The 22,969-nt window shown below is 63.8% G+C and carries 21 protein-coding genes; 10 read left to right on the top strand and 11 right to left on the bottom strand.

The window, feature by feature from the left end; genetic code table 11:
* Positions 1-11: 11 nt before the first annotated feature.
* The 5 genes from ACBG85_RS00090 to ACBG85_RS00110 all read left to right on the top strand — a co-directional run bounded on the left by ACBG85_RS00090 (position 12) and on the right by ACBG85_RS00110 (position 4,071).
* Positions 12-653, top strand: a complete 642-nt coding sequence (locus ACBG85_RS00090) for a TetR/AcrR family transcriptional regulator (protein WP_133728217.1) — start codon at positions 12-14, stop codon at positions 651-653.
* Positions 654-847: 194 nt separating this feature from the next.
* Positions 848-1,687: an ABC transporter substrate-binding protein gene (locus ACBG85_RS00095; protein ID WP_372025749.1), complete on the top strand. Its 840-nt coding sequence runs from the start codon at positions 848-850 to the stop codon at positions 1,685-1,687.
* A gap of 42 nt (positions 1,688-1,729) precedes the next feature.
* The gene (locus tag ACBG85_RS00100) at positions 1,730-2,512 is read left to right on the top strand and encodes an SIP domain-containing protein (protein WP_341513916.1); all 783 of its coding nucleotides are present in this window, start codon (positions 1,730-1,732) and stop codon (positions 2,510-2,512) included.
* Positions 2,513-2,581: 69 nt separating this feature from the next.
* Positions 2,582-3,109 (top strand): peptidylprolyl isomerase, encoded by a 528-nt coding sequence (locus tag ACBG85_RS00105; protein ID WP_007729190.1) that lies wholly within the window; start codon positions 2,582-2,584, stop codon positions 3,107-3,109.
* 17 nt (positions 3,110-3,126) lie between these two features.
* On the top strand, positions 3,127-4,071 hold the full coding sequence (locus ACBG85_RS00110) for a rhomboid family intramembrane serine protease (protein WP_065351693.1): 945 nt from the start codon (positions 3,127-3,129) through the stop codon (positions 4,069-4,071).
* 31 nt (positions 4,072-4,102) lie between these two features.
* On the opposite strand, the gene ACBG85_RS00115 is transcribed toward ACBG85_RS00110, so the two are convergent.
* Entirely contained in the window at positions 4,103-4,630 is a 528-nt protein-coding gene (locus ACBG85_RS00115) for a lipoprotein LpqH (protein ID WP_161121380.1), read from the bottom strand.
* Between the two features lie 304 nt (positions 4,631-4,934).
* On the opposite strand from ACBG85_RS00115, the gene ACBG85_RS00120 reads away from it, so the two are divergent.
* Positions 4,935-6,278 carry an MFS transporter gene (locus ACBG85_RS00120; protein ID WP_007729201.1) on the top strand — a complete coding sequence of 448 codons (1,344 nt, stop codon included), beginning with the start codon at positions 4,935-4,937 and terminating at the stop codon, positions 6,276-6,278.
* Here the strand turns inward: ACBG85_RS00120 and ACBG85_RS00125 are convergent.
* Positions 6,269-8,134: a helix-turn-helix domain-containing protein gene (locus tag ACBG85_RS00125; RefSeq protein WP_372025752.1), complete on the bottom strand. Its 1,866-nt coding sequence runs from the start codon at positions 8,132-8,134 to the stop codon at positions 6,269-6,271. The genes ACBG85_RS00120 and ACBG85_RS00125 overlap by 10 nt on opposite strands.
* A 139-nt stretch (positions 8,135-8,273) precedes the next feature.
* Between ACBG85_RS00125 and ACBG85_RS00130 the strand changes: the two genes are divergently transcribed.
* Both ACBG85_RS00130 and ACBG85_RS00135 read left to right on the top strand, forming a co-directional pair.
* A complete protein-coding gene (locus ACBG85_RS00130; protein WP_228232348.1) occupies positions 8,274-9,641 on the top strand; it encodes an FAD-binding oxidoreductase in 1,368 nt (455 codons plus the stop codon).
* Between the two features lie 106 nt (positions 9,642-9,747).
* Positions 9,748-10,596, top strand: a complete 849-nt coding sequence (locus ACBG85_RS00135; protein WP_372025754.1) for a TauD/TfdA family dioxygenase — start codon at positions 9,748-9,750, stop codon at positions 10,594-10,596.
* 7 nt (positions 10,597-10,603) lie between these two features.
* Here the strand turns inward: ACBG85_RS00135 and ACBG85_RS00140 are convergent, their stop codons facing one another.
* Together ACBG85_RS00140 and crgA are read right to left on the bottom strand one after the other, a co-directional pair.
* The gene (locus ACBG85_RS00140; RefSeq protein WP_003942511.1) at positions 10,604-11,095 is read right to left on the bottom strand and encodes a PH domain-containing protein; all 492 of its coding nucleotides are present in this window, start codon (positions 11,093-11,095) and stop codon (positions 10,604-10,606) included.
* Between the two features lie 107 nt (positions 11,096-11,202).
* Complete coding sequence (crgA, locus tag ACBG85_RS00145) at positions 11,203-11,466, bottom strand: cell division protein CrgA (RefSeq protein ID WP_003942576.1); 264 nt, start codon at positions 11,464-11,466, stop codon at positions 11,203-11,205.
* 102 nt (positions 11,467-11,568) lie between these two features.
* On the opposite strand from crgA, the gene ACBG85_RS00150 reads away from it, so the two are divergent.
* Both ACBG85_RS00150 and ACBG85_RS00155 read left to right on the top strand, forming a co-directional pair.
* On the top strand, positions 11,569-12,282 hold the full coding sequence (locus tag ACBG85_RS00150; RefSeq protein ID WP_003942461.1) for a DUF881 domain-containing protein: 714 nt from the start codon (positions 11,569-11,571) through the stop codon (positions 12,280-12,282).
* Positions 12,283-12,304: 22 nt separating this feature from the next.
* Positions 12,305-12,970, top strand: coding sequence for an aminodeoxychorismate/anthranilate synthase component II (locus ACBG85_RS00155; protein ID WP_003942537.1), 666 nt, complete (start codon positions 12,305-12,307; stop codon positions 12,968-12,970).
* Positions 12,971-13,027: 57 nt separating this feature from the next.
* On the opposite strand, the gene pknB is transcribed toward ACBG85_RS00155, so the two are convergent.
* The 7 genes from pknB to ACBG85_RS00190 form a co-directional block, all read right to left on the bottom strand.
* Entirely contained in the window at positions 13,028-14,953 is a 1,926-nt protein-coding gene (pknB, locus tag ACBG85_RS00160; protein ID WP_372025757.1) for a Stk1 family PASTA domain-containing Ser/Thr kinase, read from the bottom strand.
* A complete protein-coding gene (locus ACBG85_RS00165) occupies positions 14,950-16,308 on the bottom strand; it encodes a protein kinase (protein WP_019746232.1) in 1,359 nt (452 codons plus the stop codon). The genes pknB and ACBG85_RS00165 overlap by 4 nt, the downstream gene beginning before the upstream one ends.
* A gap of 3 nt (positions 16,309-16,311) precedes the next feature.
* On the bottom strand, positions 16,312-17,778 hold the full coding sequence (locus ACBG85_RS00170; protein ID WP_372025759.1) for a peptidoglycan D,D-transpeptidase FtsI family protein: 1,467 nt from the start codon (positions 17,776-17,778) through the stop codon (positions 16,312-16,314).
* A complete protein-coding gene (locus ACBG85_RS00175; protein ID WP_007735775.1) occupies positions 17,775-19,226 on the bottom strand; it encodes an FtsW/RodA/SpoVE family cell cycle protein in 1,452 nt (483 codons plus the stop codon). Before ACBG85_RS00175 ends, ACBG85_RS00170 begins: the two co-directional genes overlap by 4 nt.
* Entirely contained in the window at positions 19,226-20,650 is a 1,425-nt protein-coding gene (locus ACBG85_RS00180; protein ID WP_054188724.1) for a PP2C family serine/threonine-protein phosphatase, read from the bottom strand. Before ACBG85_RS00180 ends, ACBG85_RS00175 begins: the two co-directional genes overlap by 1 nt.
* Positions 20,647-21,111, bottom strand: coding sequence for an FHA domain-containing protein (locus tag ACBG85_RS00185; RefSeq protein ID WP_003943418.1), 465 nt, complete (start codon positions 21,109-21,111; stop codon positions 20,647-20,649). The genes ACBG85_RS00180 and ACBG85_RS00185 overlap by 4 nt, the downstream gene beginning before the upstream one ends.
* A 186-nt stretch (positions 21,112-21,297) precedes the next feature.
* Positions 21,298-22,716, bottom strand: coding sequence for a DUF3662 and FHA domain-containing protein (locus ACBG85_RS00190; protein WP_064688048.1), 1,419 nt, complete (start codon positions 22,714-22,716; stop codon positions 21,298-21,300).
* Positions 22,717-22,969: the final 253 nt, after the last annotated feature.

Here is a 22,969-nt window from a genome sequence, read left to right on the forward strand (position 1 = left end):
ACGATGGATGAATGTCGACCTCCCCTGCACGGTCCCGTCGAAGCCCAGGCCGACCTGCGATTACGTCGACAGAGGAGATTCTCGATGCAGCGGAACGGGTGGGTTTGGACCGCCTGACGCGGGCGGAGGTCGCACAGGTCCTGGGCGTTTCCGCTGCGACGATTCGCCATCACGTCGACTCGACCGATCGTCTGTACTCGTTGGCGTGTGCGAGAGCTTTCGGACGTCTGCAGTTGGATTCGGATTCGAAGTCCTGGCAGGACTACCTTCGGACGTTAGGTCAGCGGTTCGCTGAACTCGTGACTGCCACGCCTGGGCTCGAGGACTACGTGCTTCGAGGGCCTTACGAAGAGGGCACTCTGGCGCAGTTCGAGCGAATCATGAATGAGGTACTTCTACGGAAGCCTGAATTTGACCGTGCAACAGCACATTTGCTCGGATCTCGGACACTGATCATTTCGGCGGCACTGCATACACCGGCGCGCAATCGTTACCCGGATTCGCAGTATCCGAAGCCTGAGACTCTCTCGGCTGTTGTTTCCTGGACGCTCGACGCCTTCCTTGTCGGTGCCGAAAAGATGATCGATTCCGGCCTCGTTCCTACGGTCGTTCCAACTCCTGACGCTTCTTGGACTCACATTTCGGATCACTGATGCCCTTCCGGGATAGGAAGGTAAGGCAACCCACATTAATTATTGCTACTGTGGCAATTATGAATAGACACAGGTGGAGGCCAAGATTCCTCGGCGCGGCCGGGGCCGCGTTAGTGCTCGCCCTCGCTGGATGTTCGTCATCGAACACGAACCCGGACGCTGACGGAAGTCCCGCAGCGAGCGGAAGCTATCCGGTGACCGTGAGCACGGAATCCGGAGACGTGATCATCGAGTCGGCACCTGAACGGATCGTGACCTTGGGGAACCCGGCGTTCGAGAACGTCGTGGCGCTGGGATCGCACCCCGTGGCCGCGAGCGTGACCAACATCGACAAGCTTCCCTATCTGGCGGACTACGTGGGAAACGAGGCGCTCGACGAGTCCTTGGCTGACATCTATGCAGGGCAAGTGAATTTCGAGCGGATGCTTGCGGTCGAACCGGATCTCATCATCGCGCCTGCCTGGCCGGTTTTCACCGAGCCCGCCACGTTGGAGCGGCTCCGAACGATCGCTCCCACTTTGATATTCGACATGCAGGACGCAGACAACGATTGGAGAGTCGGCGTTCAGCAGGTCGCGGATGCGTTGGGCAAATCCGAGCAGGGTGGCGAGTTGATCACCTCGGCAGTCGACGAATTTACGGGTGTGGCTGAGTCGAACCCAGGACTTGCGAAGCGGCCGTACTCATTCGGGCTCTACTACAAGGAGCAGATCTCGTTGGGATCGGGCGGAAACATACTGCGCCTCTTCGGAATGAAGCCGGCGGAGGACCAAGCCGCGGTGGAATCGACGGGAACTCCGGTGACGTATTCGGGTGAGACTGCGGGTGACGTCGAGGGTGAAGCGGTACTTCTGATGCCGTCACCACGGGATTCCATCGCGAACCTCGAACAATCGCCTTTCTGGGAGTTGAATCTGAAATCCCGCGTCGTATGGCTCAGTGATGCGCAGGGTGAGGCGATCAACAATGCGGGTGTACTTGGAAAGACGTGGCTGCCGGGAAACCTGGGTACCGCGTTGGGACAGTTGGGTTAGTCGAGCGTGGACAGGGCGAGAGAATCCCGGTTACCTGCGGGCATGGTCATGACCGTTGCCTCGATTGCCGAGGTTGAACAGCGAACGGACGACACCGTTCGAGTTGTGTTGCAGTCGAGCGAGTTCGGAAACCTGAGCGTTCGTGGGGCGGCGCCGGTGTTCAAGTTGTTCGTGCCTCGGGAGCCGGCGTACGAGATGATGCTCCCCACCTTGGGGTCGGACAAACTCGCGGTTCCCAGTTGGGAGGCCGACCCCCGGCGTCCGATCGGGCGTTCCTACACAGCAATCGATTTCAATCCTGGCGATCGAAGGATCACGTTCGATGTCATGGATCTTGGGAAGCCGGGTTGGTGGCTCAACCGGACGGGCGTAGGCAGTCGCGTTGGGGTGATCGGATTCAAACACGAACTCGTCCTTGTTCCGGGCGTCACTGACGTCGTTGCAGTCGGCGACAGATCTGCGCGCCCTGCTGTCGGATCCTTGACGAATCTCGCCGAACAAGTCCGAATACACAGTTTCACGGGTCCGTCAGGCGAGCACGGATTCCCTGATATCGAGTGGGTGGACATAGTCGATCGGACCAAGGCGCAGACAGAATCGACAATGTTGTGGATCGGCGGAGAGAAAAGCTGTGTCGCCCGCTTGCGCAACCAAGCGATCGAAAACGGCCTACCGCCGTCCCGGATTGTCGCATTGCCGTACTGGTCGGCGGGGCGAACGCGCGACGAGTTCGATCATGCTCTGTACCGGCTGTACCAACGCGCAGCTGCGGACGGAATCGACATTTCCGATCCGGTCGTTGCCGCCGACATCGAACTGCGGTGACGCATGCCCCGTCGCACGGAATTGGCAGGCTCACATCCACGAGAACGCCGGCAATGGCACGATGGTGGTGTGACTTCAACTCATCAGACCGCAACCGCAACGCTGCACACGAACCGCGGCGACATCAAGATCGCTCTGTTCGGCAACCATGCGCCGAAGACCGTCGAAAACTTCGTCGGCCTCGCCGACGGCTCGAAGGAGTACACCACCGCAAACGCCGCCGGCACCAAGACCGGCCCGTTCTACGACGGTGCCATCTTCCACCGCGTCATCGACGGCTTCATGATCCAGGGTGGCGACCCCACCGGAACCGGCACCGGCGGCCCGGGCTACAAGTTCGGTGACGAGTTCCACCCGGAACTGCAGTTCGACCGCTCCTACCTGCTGGCCATGGCCAACGCAGGCCCGGGAACCAACGGCTCGCAGTTCTTCATCACCACCGGCCCGACGCCGCACCTGAACCGTCGCCACACCATCTTCGGTGAGGTTCTCGACGACGATTCCAAGAAGGTTGTCGACGCTATCTCCTCCACCGCCGTCGATCGTGGCGATCGTCCGGTCGAGCCCGTCGTGATCAACAGCATCACCATCTCCTGAACAGGTAAAACAAGCAGATGACGAACCCCGGTTGGGGCGGCGGTGCGAGTGAGGGCATCCCGCCCCAACCGCGGTGCGTCCGCCATCCAGATCGACCTACCGCACTTTCCTGCAATCGTTGTGGACGACCGGCGTGCCCGGACTGTCTCCGCGAGGCGGCGGTGGGATACCAATGTGTTGACTGTGTAGCTGCCGGTCAGCGTGATGTCCGCCCCGTTCGGGGCGTCGCCGGAAACACCGTGAGCCCCACCCGTGCGGTCCCGGTCGTGACGTACACCTTGATGGGGCTCAACGTCCTGGCGTTCCTCGCCACCTTCGCGCAGTCGCGAAGCATCATGAACAATCAGGTCGGCTCGTCGATCTTCGCGAACTGGGCACTCAATCCGGGGCTCGTCGCCAGCGGTGACTGGTTCCGGCTCATCGGCTCCGGGTTCTTGCACTTCGGCATCTTGCACCTCGCGGTCAATATGTACGCCCTCTACATCCTGGGCCGCGACACCGAAATCGTGATGGGCCGCTCGAGGTACATCGGCATCTACCTGGTTTCGCTTCTCGGCGGTTCCGCCTCGGTGATGGCATTCCAGCCGGTGTTCTCTTCGCTCACGGCCCTGTCCTGGACTGCTGGGGCGTCGGGTGCGATCTTCGGCATCATGGGCGCACAGGCCGTCCTTCTATTGCGTTTGCGTCGAAGCCCGGTCCCGATCATCTCGGTGATCGCGATCAATGTGATCATCAGCATTTCGCTGCCCGGGATCTCGTTCTGGGGTCACGCGGGAGGTCTGGTGGCAGGTGCCGCAACGGCCGCTGCATTCCTGTACGCCCCACAGTGGTTGGGCGCCGGTGAGAACCGCGTGAAAGCAGTGCGGATCGGCTGGATCGCTTTTGGTGCCGTCACTGTGGTGACGTTGGGAGTCATCGTGCTCCGCGTCGTCCAACTGCGCGAACAGTTGGGAATCAGCTAGCAAGAATCCTAGGGCCCAGCCGTTCTATGGCTCAGCCGCCGATGATGGACTCGCAGGCGAACGTGATCTCGAAGCTCGACGTCTCCGTCGGGTTGCCCTTGTCCCGGGCGCCGATTCCCTCGCCCGTCACCACGAAGGTATTGCCGTTCTGCTTGGCACTGGCAGATCCGCCGGGCAGTCCCGGTGCGTATCCGGCGGTGTACGGCAGACCGTTCGATCCACCCTCGCTTCCGGCGATTCCAGCAGTCTGAACCGTGCCCGATTCATCGACGATGGCTGAGACGGTCAACATGCCGTAGGTGGCATTTTCCGCGTCGAGCAGTGTCATAACTGTCGTGCCGCCGTCCTTTGCGCACTTCGTCTCGAATTTGGCGTCGAGCGTCTTCCCGCCGACGGTGGCCGAGGATGTAGCGGACGAGGCGCCGGCAGCGCTCTTGTCGGAGTTGGTCTTGTCGGAGTCGCTGCCGCAGGCGGAGGCGAATAGAGCGACCGCCGCGATGGTGGCAGCGACTGCGGTGGAGGACCGGCGGGTCATCGTGGTCCGAACCAACTTCGTCATGTTCTGTCCTTCAAGTCACGCGGTGCGTCCGCACTTGCTCTGGCTGTTTCGCCGACAACACTAGCCAGTGACTTGGTGCTCGTAGCTCTAAACCCCCAGCTCAGACGGGTTTGTCGCCTTCGACTGTTCAGGGACGTTCGTCGGGCTGCCCGGGATCATCTGTCGGATCTTTGGGAGCAATCGCACATGCAGAGACGGCTTCTGTAGAGATTGTCCACATAGGTTGGGCTCGGTCGTGCTTCTACTGTGGCTTGAGTCACTTCGTAGATAGCAACGCTGACCTTTTCCGAGGAGTACCCCTGCAATGACCTCCACCGATAGCACCACCACTGACGGTGGGGTTGCGCCGAGCGAGATCGAAACTCGCGTGGTGAAGAAGGTAGCGCGCCGGCTGATTCCCTTCCTGATCCTGCTCTATTTCGTGAACTATCTGGATCGTACGAACATCGCTTTCGCCAAGCTCACCATGAGCGCCGACCTCGGTATGACCGAGACGATGTTCGGGCTCGCATCCGGACTCTTCTTCGTCGGCTATCTGTTGTTCGAGGTGCCGAGCAACCTGGCCCTGCACCGCTTCGGCGCCCGGCTGTGGATCGCGCGGATCATGCTCACCTGGGGCATCCTCGCCGCTGCGCTGGCATTCGTGCCCAACGTGGGCAGCCTCTATTTCCTCCGCATTCTGCTGGGAATCGCCGAGGCCGGCTTCTTCCCCGGAGTTCTTCTCTACCTGACCTTCTGGTTCCCGAAGAAGTACCGCGTACGCCTGATGGGCTTGTTCCTGCTGACACTTCCGCTCTCGTCGGCGCTCGGTGCCCCGCTCTCGGCGGCCATCATCCAGTACGGCGACGGCCTGTTCGGGTTGGCCGGATGGCGCGTGATGTACCTGATCGAGGGTCTGCCCGCCGTGATCTTGGCGTTTGTCGTCTGGTTCTACCTCACCGACCGTCCCGCCGACGCGAAGTGGTTGACCCTCGAGGAGCGCACCTGGCTGATGAAGTCGATGGCCGACGAGGAGAAAGAACTCGGCGACGCCGGTCACCAGTCGGCCGGCAAAACCCTGCGTGATCCCCGCGTCATCGGTTTCGGTCTGGTCTACTTCGGAATCACGTACGGCCTTTACGCTTTGAGCTTCTTCCTGCCCAGCATCGTCGCGGGATTCAAGCAGACGTTCAACACCGATTTCTCGCTCGTCGAGACAGGCCTGATCGTGGCCGTCCCCTACGCGATCGGCGCTGTCGCGATGGTGCTGTGGAGCCGCCATTCCGACAAGACCGGTGAACGAATGTGGCACGTTGCAGCCCCGACGCTCCTGGGCGCGGTATCCATTCCGATTGCGCTGTACCTGGATTCACCGTTCACCGTCATGATCGCGGTCTCGCTCACCGCCGTCGGCGTGCTGTGTGCACTCCCCGTATTCTGGTACCTTCCCACCACCTTCCTGACGGGTGCCAGCGCGGCCGCGGGCATCGCCATGATCAACTCGATCGGCAACGCGTCGGGCTTCGGTGCTCCGTACATCACCGGCTGGCTCACCGATGTGACCGGAAATGCCAAGGCAGGACTGTGGGTGGTGGGCGCCGTGATGCTCTGTGCCGCAATCCTTGTGGTGGCACTGGCAAAGCGATCGAGCAAGCCCGCTCAGATCTGACCGAGTTTACCGGCACTGGCACGCAGCCGGATCAGGAGCGCAAGATCGAGCGCCTGGTCCGGCTGACGCCACTGTGTACCGATCAACCTGTCGATCGACTCGAGCCGTTGGTACAGAGTGTTGGCGTGAATCGCGAGCGCGGCGGCGGTCGCGGAGTGCTTGCAATTGTGTGACAGGTACGACGCGAGGGTGTCCAATAGCGGAACGCCGCGTCGTTGCTCCTCCTCGAGGAGAGGACCGAGGGAACGCTCTGTCAGGGCTTCCAGTTCTTCGCGGCCGGTGCGGCTGAGGAGAATTCGGTAGATGCCGAGTGAACTTGCCGGTTCCACGTGGGAGGCCCGACCGAGAGTCTCGAGGACGTCGACGGTGTGCTGTGCCTCGACATACGCCCGCGCCAGACCTTCCGCTCCCACCGCGGGATCGGCGATTCCCACTGTCGGGTTCTCCGCCGGCTGAACCCACGCCGCCGCAACTGCTGCCGGTGACATTCCGGGAATCAGTGCGATGACTCGTGAACCATGTTCGGCAACAACGGTTCCCGAGGGTAATGCAATTTCCTCGATACTGCGACGCGCACGGTCGACGGCGTTGGCCGGGCGGGCCACCACGACGGTGTACGAGCGGTCAGGATTGAGCCCGGCCAGGCGGAACTGACCGGTGACCTCGGCCGGCGTCGGCGCAGGCCTGGTGATCAGATCGACCAGAAATGCATCGCGTGCTCGGCGGGTGGCTTCCCGGGCTGCCCGTTCGCCGACCAGTGCCAGCGCAATGGCGGGAGCAGACCTTTCGAGTGCCAATCTCATGGCGGCGGTGGGTTCCTGGCGCGAGAGTAGGAACAGAACTCCGAGTTGGTCACCGGCACTGCGTACTTCGGTGGCGAACAGGAACTGCTCACCGACGATAAGCGTCACTTCCTGCTCGCGTCGGTCGGCGGCAAGGATGTCGAAGACCCGATGCACGCTCTCGCTCACCCGTTGCAGTCCCGGTGGGATCTCGGATGTTCCGGTCACGAAGAACACGGGCGAGCCCGTCGACGCCGAGGTTTCCTCCACGAGTTCGCGAACACCGCCGCCGCGCAGGACAACCTGAGTGAGCGAACGATCCCAAGTCAGTGTCTGTTCGAGAAGTGCTGTGCGCTTGGCAAGTTCGGTGTTCGCGGCGTTCACTTCCGCAACCGTCGCGCGATAGCGTTCGAGAGAGCGGGCATTCTCGATGGCCACCGAGGCATGGGCTGCGAGTGCGGACAGCAACGCAACTTCCTCGTTGCCGAATCGGCGCTCTTGACGTTTGCACGCGCACAGGGCACCCAGGATCTTGCCGTTCAAGGTCAGCGGCACAGCCAGCAGGCCGCGCATGTTCTCGGCTCGCGCTGCGTCGTCGGCCGGTCCGATATGTGCAAACGAGGGATCGTTTCGGTAGTCGGGAGACCAAGCAGGAGAAGAGTTCTCGACCACGCGACCGATCAGACCTTCGCGGAAGGGAACCGTGAGGCCGAGCAATTGGGAGGTGTACGCACCGCTCGTGACTTCGATGATCAAGATGTCGTCGTGAATGAGAGCAAGGTACGAAAGGTCGACGCCGAGTAGTCGTTTGGCCTGATCCACGATCTCCTGCAGGAGGGCGTGGTGATCGTGCATCGTGGTCAGCAGCGACGCGATGTCGTTGAGTGCCCCGAGTTCGGTGGCGCGCTGTCGGCGCTGAGCCAGGAGACTTCGTAGTTGAAGCGCCGATCGGGCTTCTCGCTCGATCTCGGCGGCGACCTCGGGGCCTGACCCAGCGGCCAACTGATCGCGGTGTTCGATCAGTTCCTCGGTGGATGCCTCGGCCAGGAGAAGCTGTAGCCAGTTCTCGTGCATCCGCGCTCCCTTGTCAGACCAACTCGTCAGACCAACTCGTCTGACCAAAGATGAGTATGGAGAGAATGTCCATACAGTTTCCGGTTTCTCGGAGTAAATCTACATGGGGCGGTGTAGCCGCCGTCACTATCGTGGAGACATGACACTCCTCGAGGCGCTCGGCTCGCAGATCGATGCGGATCGACTGATCACCGACCCCGACATCATGGCGAGCTACATCCACGACGACGCCGAGTGGGCTCCCTACGAGATGCCTGTCGCAGTGGTCCGCCCGCGCACAGCCGAGCAGGTACAGACAGTTGTGCAGGCGTGCATCGCCCACGGTGCGCCCGTCGTCACGCGCGGCGCCGGAACCGGTCTGTCGGGCGGAGCCAACGCAGTCGCCGGCGGCGTCGTGATCGCCTTCGACGCGATGAACGCCATCAAGGAGATCAACACCCTCGAGCGTTTGGCCGTGGTCGAACCCGGAGTGGTCAACGATCACCTCCGCGACGCCTGCGCCGAGCACGGCCTCTGGTATCCACCCGATCCGGCGAGCGCACCCTGGTCGACGATCGGCGGCAACGTCGCGACCAATGCCGGCGGCCTGTGCTGCGTCAAGTACGGCGTCACCAAGGACTACGTGCTGGGCATGCAGGTGGTCACCGGAACCGGTGAGCTGGTTCGGCTCGGGCGTCGAACTGCCAAGGGAGTGGCTGGGTTTGATCTCTCGGCGCTCATGGTCGGCTCCGAAGGCACTCTCGGGGTGATCACCGAGGTGACCGTCAAGCTTCGTCCTCAGCGCGATCCCGAACGCACCATTGTCGGATACTTCGACTCCATCGTTGCTGCGGGCAAGGCCGTCGAGGCCGTCGCCGCAGACGGGCTCACGCCGTCGGCCCTCGAGCTGATCGATCGGCAGTGTCTCCTTGCCGTCGACGCCTGGAAGAACATGGGCCTCTCGGCTGACGCCGAGGTGGTCCTGCTCGGCCGAATCGACACACCGGGCGAGATCGGCGACGCCGAAGCCGAGCGAATGTTGGCCTGTTTCAACCGTTCCGGGGCTACCTGGAGCGCGAGATCCACCGACCAGGAGGAAGCCGACGCCCTGTTCTCCGCCCGGCGTCTGGCATACCCCGCCCTCGAGCGGCTCGGCCCGGTGCTCACCGAGGACATCTGTGTCCCCAAGGCGGCGGTCCCGGAGATGTTGGCACGGATCGAGGCCATTTCGGCCCGGCACGACACGCACATCGCGAACATCGCGCACGCGGGTGACGGCAACCTGCACCCGCTGCTGATCACGCCACACGACGACGAAGCGGCGCGGAGGCGCGCTCAGGCCGCTTTTGCCGAGATCATCGACAACGCCCTCGAGTTGGGCGGAACCGTCACCGGTGAGCACGGCGTCGGCCTACTGAAGATGGGTGGCCTGGAACAGGAACTGTCACCGGCCGTCGTCGCGATGCATCATGCAATCAAGGGCGCACTCGACCCTCACGGAATCATGAACCCGGGCAAGGTGATCTGAAAGGCTGGCTCCGTAACCGAATCGGTTTCCGGAGTTACGCCGTCGAAATGACGAGTTCCTACGCTCGAGTTGAACCGTTTGGCCAACTCGACGTATGGAGTCATGAATGTTCTCTTCCGATTTGACGCTGGCAAGTGTTGTTCCGCGGCGCGTGGAGACGGTCGAGGCCGTCCGGGCGGCAATCGCTCTCGACGGCGCCGCGGTGTTCGGTGGACTGCACACCGAGGACGATGCCATTGCCTTCGCGTCGAAGTTGCTCGGTGAGAAGTGCATTCGCGTCGGCCGCCAGTTCGAGGCGAGTGCCAAGAGTCAGGATGCCGAAGCCGCTGTCGTCGACACGCAACCGGTGGACGAACGCGGCCGCAAGCGCTCGTTCGGTATCTCCGGCGAGCGGATGACTGCCCACAACGACGGTTTCGCGTTCGGCGATTACGCTCCCGACTATCTGTTTCTGTGGTGCAAGCGCCCGGCGTACCCGAGTGGCGGCGACTCGTTTCTCATCGATGCGCTCAAACTGACGCGGTTGCTCGCCTTCGATCCCGCAACCGCTGAATTGGCCGAATTCTGTTGGAGCACAGACATCGACCATTCGGAACCGAACTTCCCGCAGAACACATTTGCGCCGATCGCCAGGACGGTGCCGAGTGGACGCAACCAGGTTCGCTATCACCCGTACCTCGCGCCGATCGCCGGTGAATCGGAAGTAGCGCAGTGGCCGCTGGTGAAGCAGTGGAGTGAGGCTGTGATTCACGTGCGCGACAGCGGTCCGATGTTCCGCGCCGAAGCCGGCGAGATGATCTGCATCGACAACTACCGGGTACTGCACGGCCGCGACGGATACACCGACCCCGGCCGTGAGCTGTACTCGATCTGGGGATGGTCGAGCGACGCAGTCGCGGTGCCGCAGCAGGCTCTCGACATCGTGCAGCCGGACCTCGCGGCACTGGCCATGTAACCGGCGCTTATTTCTCGGGCGGCACCAAACCGTGAACGGCGAGCACGTCCAGGACGTCCTCCGGTGATGTGCCGAGATCCCAGCGTCCGAAGATCAACAGCTTCTCCGTGTCGGTGGGACGGTCGACGATGTCGATCTCGAGCATCGGGACGCGTCGACCCAGACGCGGGTAGCGGACGAGACGGACCCGGTCGATCTGTTCGCGGGTGAACTCGTGGCGGGCGCGCAGTCGCTGCACCGCGATCGACTTGGTTCCCGCGTCCTCGATCACAGCCAGGCGGGGACGCTGACGCAGGGCGAGTCCGCCCATCACGAACAGACCGATCACCGCGAGGGCGAGCAGGAAGCGGCCGGCCGGCTCCGTGGGCGCGATTATCGAGGCGATCGCGAGGGCAATTCCGCCGCCGAACATCGCGTAGACAACACCCATCGGAGTGGCCCACGAGATCACCTCCGTGACGTTGTCACGAGGCTGTGGATGAAATTCATCCTCGAGCATGTGGATAACTTCCTAGGTTGTCCACAGGAGTTATCCACAATGGGGATGAATGACACCCATGTAATTGAATGACGGTCACGATCCGGGTCGAATCAGATACTCGCTGGTCAGCGCCATCTCATGGTCATCACAAGGCCGACAACCATGAAACCGAAGCCGACGAGGAAGTTATAGTTTCCCAAGTCGTTCATCCACGTGATCGAATCCGCGGCCAAGTAGTACACAATCAGCCACGCCAGGCCGACAAGCATGAATCCGAGCATCACCGACACGTACAACGTGCTCGACGGACCCATCTTCACCTTCACCGGAGTACGGTTTGCCGGGTTGACTGTGTAGTCGTTCTTCTTACGGACCTTCGACTTGGGCATGACGTCCTCGCTCTACGGTGTGACCTGCATGTGTTACCTACACGCTAACGTAGCTGTGTCCAGTTGGTCACCGGCCGACCTGCACAATCCGGGAGGAGCCACGTGTCTTCGGGTGAATCTTCACGAACCGTCTGGCACATCGGTGTACTTGCCGTCTGCCTGGTAGCCGGTCTGATGGTCGCCACGGCGCAACGATCCGCCGAGGAGAACCAGCTCCAGGTCACCGAAAGCACCAGGCTCTCCGATCTGGTTCGCAGCGCCCAGGCCAATGCCGAAAAAGTCTCGGCCGACCGGGACGAACTTGCCGCTCAGCTCGATTCGCTGCAGCAAGACGCCGCTCGGTCCGACGCCGGAGTGGCCGCCGCGCTCGGTGACATCAAGAACATCTCCGCCGACGCGGGACTGACGGAGATGACCGGCCCGGGTGTTGTCGTCACCATGACGGACGCCCCGCGCAACGCCGACGGCAAGTATCCGGTCGACGCCACCCCGGACGACCTCGTCGTGCATCAGCAGGACGTCCAGAGCGTGTTGAACGCACTGTGGGCCGGCGGGGCCGAAGCGGTGGGCATGCAGGACCAACGGATCATCAGTACGTCGGCGCCGCGGTGCATCGGAAACACTCTTCTTCTGCACGGCCGTACATACAGCCCGCCGTATGTGATGAGCGCGATCGGCGACGTTGCGCGCCTCGAGGCGGCACTCGCTGCCGAACCGGGCATTCGGATCTACAAGCAGTACGCGACCCGCTTCGGCCTCGGGTACACGCAGGCAACGCCGTCGCAGATCACGGTCCCCGCCTATACCGGCGGATAGCACAGGCGTTTACCCTGCTCTCATGAGGATTCTCGTCGTCGACAACTACGACAGCTTTGTGTTCAACCTGGTGCAGTACCTCGGCCAGCTCGGAACCGAAGCCGTGGTCTGGCGCAACGACGATCCACAACTGACGGCAGACCTCGAAGGTGCAGTAGCGCAGTTCGACGGCATTCTCCTGAGCCCGGGCCCCGGAACTCCGCAGCGCGCGGGAGCGACGATGGATCTGGTGAAGGTCTGCGCCGACACCAAGACTCCGCTGCTCGGCGTCTGCCTCGGACATCAGGCGATCGGTGCGGCTTTCGGCGGAACCGTCGACCGCGCGCCCGAACTGCTTCACGGCAAGACGAGTCTGGTTCACCACAAGGACGTCGGCGTCCTGGCCGGGCTGCCCGATCCGTTCACCGCTACCCGCTACCACTCGCTGACGGTTCTCGAGGACACCATTCCCGAGGAACTCGAGGTGACCGCCCACACCGAGAGCGGCGTCGTGATGGCGATGCGCCACCGCGAACTGCCGATTCACGGCGTCCAGTTCCACCCCGAGTCCGTACTCACCCAGGGTGGACACCGGATGCTCGCGAACTGGCTCGCAGTCTGCGGTGAGGCGCCGCCGGAAGGGCTCGTCGCAGCCCTCGAGGCCGAGGTCGCGTCGGCGCTCGGTGGCGCATTGCCCGCAATTCTCTGACACCTGTCCACAAAAAAGTGCCTCCCGGAAATCTCCGGGAGGCACTTTTTCACTTTGCTAGCGGCCGGGGATTCCGAGCGCTCCGACGCTGACGGTGACGACCGCGTCCTTGGAGATCTCCGAGCCCGGAGGCTGCGTCTGCGAGACGATCTTGCCCACCATTTCCGGGGTGAGCGTCGTGCTCTGGTTCTGCACCAGTTGCGATGCAGTTCCCGCCCAACCGGCTGCGCGAAGCGTGCTCAACGCCTCCGACACCGTCTTGTTGGTCAGATCAGGCATCGCGACCTGGTTGCCATTGGACACTCGTAGCGTCACGGTCGAACCCTTGGTGGCCGACGTACCGCCGGTCGGGTCGGTCGAAACAACCTGTCCCTTCGGCAGTCCCGAATCGATCTCCGTGATCTGGACGACGAACCCGGCACCTTCGATGTTGGGCCTCGCCACCTCTTCACGCTGACCGGTGACGTCCGGGACACGAACCTGCTCCGGTCCGGTGCCGACGGTGATCGAGACCGCGGAATCGAGAACAACCGACACGCCGACGGCCGGGTCCTGATTGACGATCTTGTCGACCTCGGCGACGGTCGATGCCGCCTTGCCGATGGTCGGATCAAGTCGGAGTCCGACGGAGTTGAGCTTCTTCTCCGCGTCGTCCTGGCTCAGCCCGGTCAGGCGTGGGATCGCGACCTGCTCGGGTCCGGTGGACACGTCGATGGTGACGGTGCTGCCCTTCTCGATACGCACCCCGGCAACCGGACGCGTCGTGATGACGTTTCCGGCGGCGATCACCTTGTCCGTCTTCTGCTGACGCTCCACCTGGAATCCGGCGTTGGTCAGCGTCGCCTCGGCGACGTCGGCGGGCTGGTTGGTGAGGTCGCCCGGAACGGTCACCATCTCGACCTTCGGCGAGTTCACCCGAATGAGGAAGAACGTCACCAGACCGATCACCAGAAGCGCTGCGATGCCCATCAGGGCGTAGCGTCCGCCCTTCTTCTTGGCAGGCGGCTCGGCGGCGCGAGTTGTCCTCGCAGGAACCGGCTCGACCGGATCGGGAGCGGTGCGGTAGTTCCCGGTGTCGGAGCCGACGGCGCCGAGGATGGTGGTGCGGTCCTCGTCGTTCATCACCATCGGAGCACTCGGACGCTGACCGCCCAGGACACGTACCAAGTCGCTGCGCATGTCGCCGGCGCTCTGGTAGCGGTTGGCCGGGTTCTTGCTCATCGCCTTGAGAATGATCGAATCCAGCTCGCGCGGAATGTCGGGATTGATCTCCGACGGCGTCTGCGGATCTTCACGAACATGCTGGTACGCCACGGCGACCGGTGAATCACCCTTGAAGGGCGGCTCGCCCGTCAGAATCTCGAACAGCACACAACCGAGCGAGTACACGTCCGAACGCGCGTCGACCTGCTCACCTCGCGCCTGCTCCGGCGAGAGGTACTGAGCGGTGCCGATCACGGCGGCCGTCTGCGTCATCGGGCTCGACGCGTCGGAAATGGCACGGGCGATACCGAAGTCCATCACCTTCACGGCGCCGGCACGGTTGATCATGATGTTGGCGGGCTTGACGTCGCGGTGCACGATGCCGTTGCGGTGGCTGAAGTCCAAAGCGGCACAGACGTCCGCGATCACTTCCATCGCCTTGCGCGGAGCCATCGGCCCGGTGCTGCGCACGATGTCACGCAACGTGTCGCCGTCGACGTACTCCATGACGATGTACGGCAGCGGCCCGGCGTCGGTCTCGGCTTCACCGGTGTCGTAGACGGCCACGATCGCCGGATGGTTCAGCGCGGCAGCGTTCTGCGCCTCACGACGAAACCGCAAGTAGAACGTGGGATCGCGTGCGAGGTCTGCACGCAGCACCTTGATCGCGACGTCGCGGCTGAGTCGGAGGTCGCGCGCCAGGTGAACCTCGGACATTCCGCCGAAGCCGAGAATCTCACCCAGCTCGTAGCGGGAGGAGAGATTGCGGGGTGTCGTCATTGGTCTTGTCCTAGCGGTTCTTCAGCGTCTCCGGGATCCGCCAACGGCTCAGTGGTCGTTGTGGTCGTCGTTGTCGTCGTGGTGGTGGTTGTGGTCGTCGGAGTTGTTGTGGTCGTGGTCGGCGTTGTCGTGGTGGTTGTCGGCTCGGTCGTTGTGGTCGTCGGCCGAGTCGTCGTTGTTGTCGGCTCGGTGGTCGTCGTCGTGGGCCGAGTCGTCGTGGTGGTGGGCTTGGTCGTCGTGGTGGTCGGCAACGTCGTGGACGTGACGACGGGCGGCGTCGGGTCGCTGGGACCATCGGTCGCGATCCAGACTCCGCCGATGATCAACGCCAACAAGATCAATCCGCCGCCGGCCCATGCCACGGCCTTCTGCCCACTGGTCATTCCGCCGGCTGCCGCGTCGTCCGCAACAGCTGCGCCCGTCACCGGGCCCGCGTACGTCGGCGGCATGACCTGCGTGGCACCAGTTGCCGGCAACGCGCTTGCGGCACCGGTGGCGAGCAGACCGGGCGGCGGTGGACGCCTCCCTGCCCGAACGGCTGCAACGGCGTCGGCGAACTCACCGCCACTGGCGTAGCGGCCGGCCGGATCCTTGGTCAACGTGATGTCGATGAGCTCGCGGATGTTCGGCGGCAGGTCGGCCGGCATCGGAGCCGGGGTTTCCTGCACGTGCTTCATCGCGACGGTGAGCGCGCCGTCACCGGTGAACGGGCGTCGACCCGAAAGTGCTTCGTATCCGACGATTCCCAGCGAGTACACGTCACTCGCCGCGGTCGCGTCCTGACCGAGAGCCTGCTCGGGCGCGATGTACTGGGCGGTGCCCATCACCATTCCCGTACGCGTGACAGGAGAGTTCTCGACGGCCTTGGCGATGCCGAAGTCCGTGATCTTCACCTGGCCAGTCGGCGTGATGAGGATATTGCCCGGCTTCACGTCGCGGTGCACGACACCGGCGTCATGTGCGACCTGCAGGGCGCGGCCGGTCTGCTCGAGCATGTCGAGGGCATGCGGAACCGCCAGGCGGCCGACGCGTGCCAGGACGGCGTTGAGCGGTTCACCGTTGACGAGTTCCATCACCAGGTACGCCGTGGAATCACCCGAGCTGTCACGGGTCTCGCCGTAGTCGTAGATTCCGGCGATACCGGGATGGTTGAGCTGTGCGGTGGTGCGGGCCTCGAAGCGGAAGCGCTCCAAGAACTCCGGATCGGAAGAGAACTCGGACTTGAGTACCTTGACGGCGACGCGACGGTTGAGCCGGGAGTCGGTGGCTTCCCACACCTGACCCATCCCACCGGTGGCGATGAGACGGATCAATCGGTAACGATCGGCGATCAAAGCGCCGTTGTTCAACGCCACGGTTCAGCCCCCTTGGATTCCGGCTGCGATGACTGCACGACCGATCGGCGCAGCAACCGAGCCACCGGTAGCGGCGAGTCCGCGGTCACCACCGTTCTCGACGATGACGGCCACGGCGACCGTAGGATTCTGCGCCGGTGCAAAAGCGATGTACCACGCGTGCGGCGGAGTTTCCCGCGGGTTCACGCCGTGCTCGGCGGTACCGGTCTTGGAGGCGATCTGAACGCCGGGGATCTTGCCGTCGCCGCCGGTGAAGTTCTCCGAGCCGATCATCAGATCGGTCAGCGTGGCCGCAACTGCCGGCGAGATCGCCTGACCCATCGACACCGGTGACGGCGTACTGAGATCGGTCAGGTCGGGTGCCTGCACCTGGGAGATCAGGTTGGGCTGCATCCGCACACCGCCGTTGGCGACGGTCGCGGCGATCACTGCATTCTCGAGCGGGGTCACCGCGACGTCGCGCTGGCCGATGCTGGTCTGGCCGAGAGCCGCGTCGTCGGAGATGTCGCCGACGGTGCTGTCTGCAACCGGCAGCGGGATCGCGGGAGTGTTGGGTCCGATGCCGAAGGCGCTGGCCTCGTCCTTGATGGCGTCGGCGCCGTCCTTGATGCCCAGTTCGACGAAGGCGGTGTTGCACGAGCGCGCAAACGCGTCACGCAACGACGCCGTCGGGTTGGGGCCGCAGGTGCTGCCGTTGTAGTTCTCGAGGGTCGTGCTGGTGCCGGGCAGCGTGATCTGCGGAGCCGCGGTCAGCTGGTCGTCCGGCGTCGCACCGTTGCCGAGAGCTGCAGCCGTGGTGAGCACCTTGAACGTCGAGCCGGGCGGGTAGGTCTGCGAGATCGCGCGGTTGACCAACGGATCGTTGGGATCGGCATTGAGCTCGTCCCACGCCTTGGTGGTTTCGGCGCCGTCGTGGCTGGCAAGCAGGTTCGGGTCGTAGCTCGGAGTGCTGACCATCGTCAGGATGCGTCCGGTGCTCGGCTCGATCGCGACGACGGAACCGGTGTAACCCTTGCTGGTCAGCTGGTCGTACGCCACCTGCTGCATGGCCGGATTGAGCGTCGTGACGACGTTGCCGCCGCGCGGATCGCGTCCGGACACCAGGTCGAAGAAGCGCTGACTGAACAACCGGTTGTCCGAGCCGTTGAGAATCGGATCTTCGGTGCGCTCGAGGCCGGCGCTGCCGTACTGCATCGAGTAGAAGCCCGTGACCGGTGCGTACGGGTACGGATTCGGATACTCGCGCAGGTACTTGTACCGGTCGTCGGTGGCGCGGGAGGCGGCAAGCACCTGACCGGAAGCCGAGATCTGACCTCGCTGGCGTGAGTACTCGTCGAGCAGCACCCGCGAGTTGCGCGGGTCGGCTCGCAGGTCGTCAGCTTTGATGACCTGTACGTACGTGGCGTTGGCGAGGAGCGCGACGACCATCACCATGACGGCCATCGCGACGCGGCGCAGTGGAGTGTTCATACGCGCGGCATCATCTCGGTATTGGCGTCAGCGATTGGGGGCGGACCTTTCTTCTTCGTCACTACCGGCGCACGAGCCGCGTCCGAGATCCGGACGAGGATGGCCAGCAGTAGGTAGTTCGCGAGCAGCGACGAGCCGCCGTACGACATGAACGGTGTTGTCAGACCCGTCAGCGGGATCAGTTTGGTGACGCCGCCGACGACGACGAAGATCTGGATCGCGATCGTGAACGACAGACCGGCGGCGAGCAGCTTGCCGAAGCTGTCGCGCACTGCCAACGCCGTACGCAGGCCGCGCACGATGAGAAGCAGGAACAGCATCAGCACAGCGGCCAGGCCGATCAGGCCGAGCTCTTCGCCGATGGTCGCGATGATGAAGTCCGTCTTCGCGAACGGCACCTGGTTGGGGCGGCCGCTGCCCAGACCTGTTCCGGCGATACCACCGGTGGCCAGGCCGAACAGCGATTGCGAGATCTGATAACCGGTGTTGGCGTAGTCGCCGAGCGGGTCCAGCCAGGTGTCGACGCGCACGCGCACGTGTCCGAACATCTTGTAGGCGAAGAAGAATCCGATGGCGAGCAGTCCGCCGCCGATCACCAGCCAGCCCACACGCTCGGTCGCGATGTAGAGCATCACCAGCACGGTGCTGAAGAGCAGCAACGACGTACCGAGGTCGGTTTCGAAGACGAGAACGCCCACCGAGACGATCCAGGCGAGCAGGATCGGACCGAGGTCTCGGGCCCGCGGAAAGTCCATGCCCAGGAAGTGTTTACCGGCCGAGGTGAACAGGTCGCGCTTGGCGACGAGCACCGACGCGAAGAAGATGATGAGCAGGATCTTCGCGAACTCACCTGGCTGAATGCTGAATCCGGGCAGGCGAATCCAGATCTTCGCGCCGTTCACGCTCGAGAACTTCGCCGGCAGGATCGCGGGAATCGCCAGGAACACCAGGCCCGCCAGGCCGAGGGTGTAGCTGAACCGCGCCATCAGGCGGTAGTCCTTCAAGAACACGAGCAGCAGCACAAAACCGGTGATCGCCAATGCAGTCCACATGACCTGCTGGTTCGCATCCGGAGACGGTGCCTCGACGCCGTTGTAGAGCGCTGTCTGTTCGTCGGCGAGGTCGAGCCGGTGGATGAGCACCAACCCCAGGCCGTTGAGCAGGGCGACGATCGGGAGCAGCAGCGGATCGGCGTACGGCGCATACCGCCGAATTGCCAAGTGCGCGATCAGGAACAAGCCCGTGTACGCAAGCGCGTACTTGGCCAGATCGAGAGTGATCTTCTGTTCCTGGCTCGCCTCGACGAGCAGAAGCGAGACCGTCGTGATGATGACGGCGAAGCCCAGGAGCAGCAGCTCCATGTTTCGACGGGTCGACTGGACCGGCGCCGGGGCAAAACCTCCGGGCGGACTCGGAAAAGCCGTCCCCGCAGCTGCGTTGGACGACATCAGTTGACCGTCCTGCAAGTCTGACCGGGAACTTCGGTCGGCGTCGGCGTAGTCGTGGGTGCCGCCGTCGTCGGCGCAGCAGGCTCCCCGGGCGGTGCGGGGGGCGGCGTGGTCTCCGGTGCCGGCGGGGGAGTGGGCGTGGCCGTCGTCGTCGGAACCGGCTCACAACGAGGCAGCAGATCGCCGCCGATGAGACGGATCATCTGGCTCTGCGCATCCTCACGCTTGCCTGACGGCAGCCCGGCGCGCACCTGCTCCTGCGCAGACGGCTGCAGATCGGTGACCTCGAGGATGTTGCAGTTGCTGGGAATCGCGTCGGGGGAGACGAGGGTCAGGACGTCGTCGTCGCCGACGCAACCCACCAGATCCGCGTCTTGCAGCGAGTAGCCGAGCACCGAACCAGGGATGCCGCGCAGCACCGTCACGCGGCCGTTGTCTTCGCCGACGTAGTAGTTGTTGCGGATGACGGCGCGGCCGATCACTGCGCCGACACCGACCAGCGCGATCAGCACCACGGCCAGGACCACCCACCACAACCGGTTCCGCTTCTTCTTCGGTTCCGGTTCGGGTTGGGAGACAACTCGCTTGGGCGTCGCGCGCGGCGGACGCATGGCAGCGGCGCGGCCGGCAGCGGTGTTGGGGGGAGGGGCGTCCTCTTCCTCTTCCGTCGACGCGGCGCCCGCGACGATGGGATGCGACTGGCCGTAGTCGAGGTCGATGACATCGGCGACGACGACGGTGACGTTGTCGGGACCGCCGCTGCGCAGCGCCAATTCGATGAGGCGATCGGCGCACTGCTCCTGCGAGCCCTCGCGCATCGTGTTCTCGATGGTCTCGTCGCTGACCACGTCGGAGAGGCCGTCGGAGCAGAGCAGGTAACGATCGCCGGCGCGGGCTTCGCGCACGGTGAGCGTCGGCTCGATCTCGTTGCCGGTCAACGCCCGCATGATCAGGGATCGCTGCGGGTGCGTGTGTGCCTGTTCGGCGGTGATCCTGCCCTCGTCGACCAACGACTGAACGAACGTGTCGTCGCGGGTGATCTGCGTCAGGTGGTCGTCGCGCAGCAGGTAGGCGCGCGAGTCGCCGATGTGCACGAGACCGAGCTTGCTGCCGGAGAAGAGGATCGCGGTGAGCGTGGTGCCCATGCCGTCGAGTTCGGGTTCTTCCTCGACGTGATCGGCGATGGAATCGTTGCCCTCGCGGGTGGCTGCCTCGAGCTTGCCGAGCAGATCCTCGCCGGGCTCGTCGTCGTCGAGATGCGCCAGGGCGGCAATCATCAACTGCGACGCGACCTCACCTGCCGCGTGTCCGCCCATACCGTCGGCCAAGGCCAACAGGCGTGCACCGGCGTACACGGAATCTTCGTTGTTGGAGCGCACGAGACCGCGGTCGCTGCGCGCCGCGTAGCGGAGAACAAGGGTCACGGGCGTAGCTCGATTACCGTCTTGCCGACGCGAACCGGAGTGCCCAGCGGCACGCGCACCGCAGTCGTGACCTTGGCGCGGTCCAGATAGGTGCCGTTGGTCGAACCGAGATCCTCGACGTACCAGTCGGCGCCGCGCTGCGAGAGCCGCGCATGGCGCGTCGACGCGTAATCGTCGGTGAGAACGAGCGTCGAATCATCGGCGCGGCCGATCATGACCGGCTGAGAACCCAGGGTGATGCGGGTACCGGCGAGGGCGCCCTGCGTGACCACCAGGTACCGAGGCACCTTCGCCTTGCCCAGTGAGGGCAGGACCTTTCCGGCGCGGGTGTACCGCGGCGGAACCCTGACCCCGGAGCCGGCATAGATGTCGGAGCGGAGAGTGCGGAGGACTGCCCAGACAAACAGCCACAGTAGGAGCAGGAAGCCCGCCCGTGTGAGTTGCAGAATCAGGCCCTGCACGGCTGTCCACCTCCTTCTATGGCTCGAGCCCCGCCGCAGCGGGGTTCGAGCATTGTCGACTGGCAGCATCATAGGGGGCTCTGGGCCCCGAAGATCACGATACTGACAGCCGCGTGACGGCGGCGCGCCGACGGACCGCCGAATGTTCGATTGTTATCGGAAAAATCCTGGCGTCCGTTTCTCAGCTCAGAGAATGCGAACCAGAATCTCCGAGTGACCTGCACGAATGATGTCGCCGTCTGCCAGCTGCCAGTCCTGGACCGGTGCGCCGTTGACGGTGGTGCCGTTCGTGGATCCCAAATCGGACAGCATCGCGGTGCGGCCGTCCCAACGGATGTCGATGTGGCGACGTGAGACGCCCGTGTCCGGGAGGCGGAACTGAGCTTCCTGGCCGCGGCCGATGACATTACTGCCGTCGCGAAGCTGGAAGTGGCGTCCGCTGCCGTCCTCGAGCTGCAGGGTTGCCGTCAGGCTCTGGGCCGTCGGTGCGTAACCGCCCTGCGGCTGGGCGTAACCCTGCTGCGGGTAGGCCTGCGTCTGCTCGAAGTTGCCGCCCTGCTCGTAGCCACCCTGCTCGTACGGCTGCTGTGTGTACGCCTGCTGGTCGTAGCCGCCCTGCTGGTAGCCCTGCTGGTCGTAGCCCGGCTGATCGTAGGACTGGCCGTTGTACGGCTGCTGGTAGCCCTGCTGGTCGTAGCCGCCCTGCTGGTAGCCCTGCTGGTCGTACCCACCCTGGTACGCCTGCTGGCCGTAGCCCTGCTGCTCGTACGGCTGCTGCTGGTAACCCTGCTGGTCGTAGCCGCCGCCCTGCTGGTCATAGCCCTGCTGGTCGTAACCGGCCTGCTCGTACGGCTGCTGCTGGTTCGGGTACGCCTGCTGGTCGTAGCCACCCTGCTGCTGGTTGTAGCCCTGCTGGTCGTCGCCCGTGCGGTAACCGTCGCCGCGGTCGTAACCGTTCTGGTACGGCGCTTCCTGGCCCTGCGGAGCGGCGTAACCGCCGTCGTCGTGGGAGTACCCGTTCCGTGCCGGCTGCTGCGGTTCGGGCTGGCGACCCGCCGGTTCGCGGCTTGGTTCGTAGCCTGAGTTCTGCGTCATGGGGCCGGCTCCTGGTTGTGACGGGACTGGATTGGAAACAGGGGGAACAATCGGTGCGGGTCGCTGAGGCGGCCGTTGTGGAGGCCGCGACGAAACCTGCGGAACATGCGACGGCGGGGATGCCTGCTCGGCGTCACCATCCGGGTCGACGGTTCCGCGGGTGCGGAACTGACCGGTGTGGAGCGTAGGCGAAGGCTCGAAGGTGACCGAGATGTCGCCGTACGTCTGCCAACCCTGATCGCGGATGAAATCCTGCAGGTGTCGGCTGAAAGCTTTTGTCGTCAGTTCGCGATCTGCTGCCAGCTCTTCGTGATCGGAGTTGTTGATGGTGATCACGTAGTTGTTGGGGGCGAGAAGGATTCCGCCGCCGAGGTGCTCGACGCGGTCACGTGCCTCCTGCTGGAGCGCCGCCTCTACTTCCTGCGGCACAACACCACCACCGAAGACCCGCGCGAATGCGTCGCCGACAGCTCCTTGGAGCTTTCGTTCGAAACGCTGCACGATGCCCATCGGGCCCTCCTCTCGCCTCGCATCTACGACAGCAAAATGCTCGGCAAGTAGCGCCGGCACCGCCTTGTCGCGTGTCGTCCAAACTGCTGTACAGGTTCCACGGTACTGTCAAATGACGCTTCGGCAGTACCTGGCCGCTGTTTCAGCATGGTATCGGTTCTGGGCTTTCGGGTGCTCGGTGTTCATCGATTCGTGCCCTGAGCTGCACGAATAGAACTTTCAAAGTTTGTCGTGATAATGTTTCGGCGTTGCT

The sequence above is a fragment of the Rhodococcus sp. NyZ502 genome, from assembly GCF_041464245.1.
In the GTDB taxonomy this organism is placed as follows: Bacteria; Actinomycetota; Actinomycetes; order Mycobacteriales; family Mycobacteriaceae; genus Rhodococcus_F; species Rhodococcus_F qingshengii.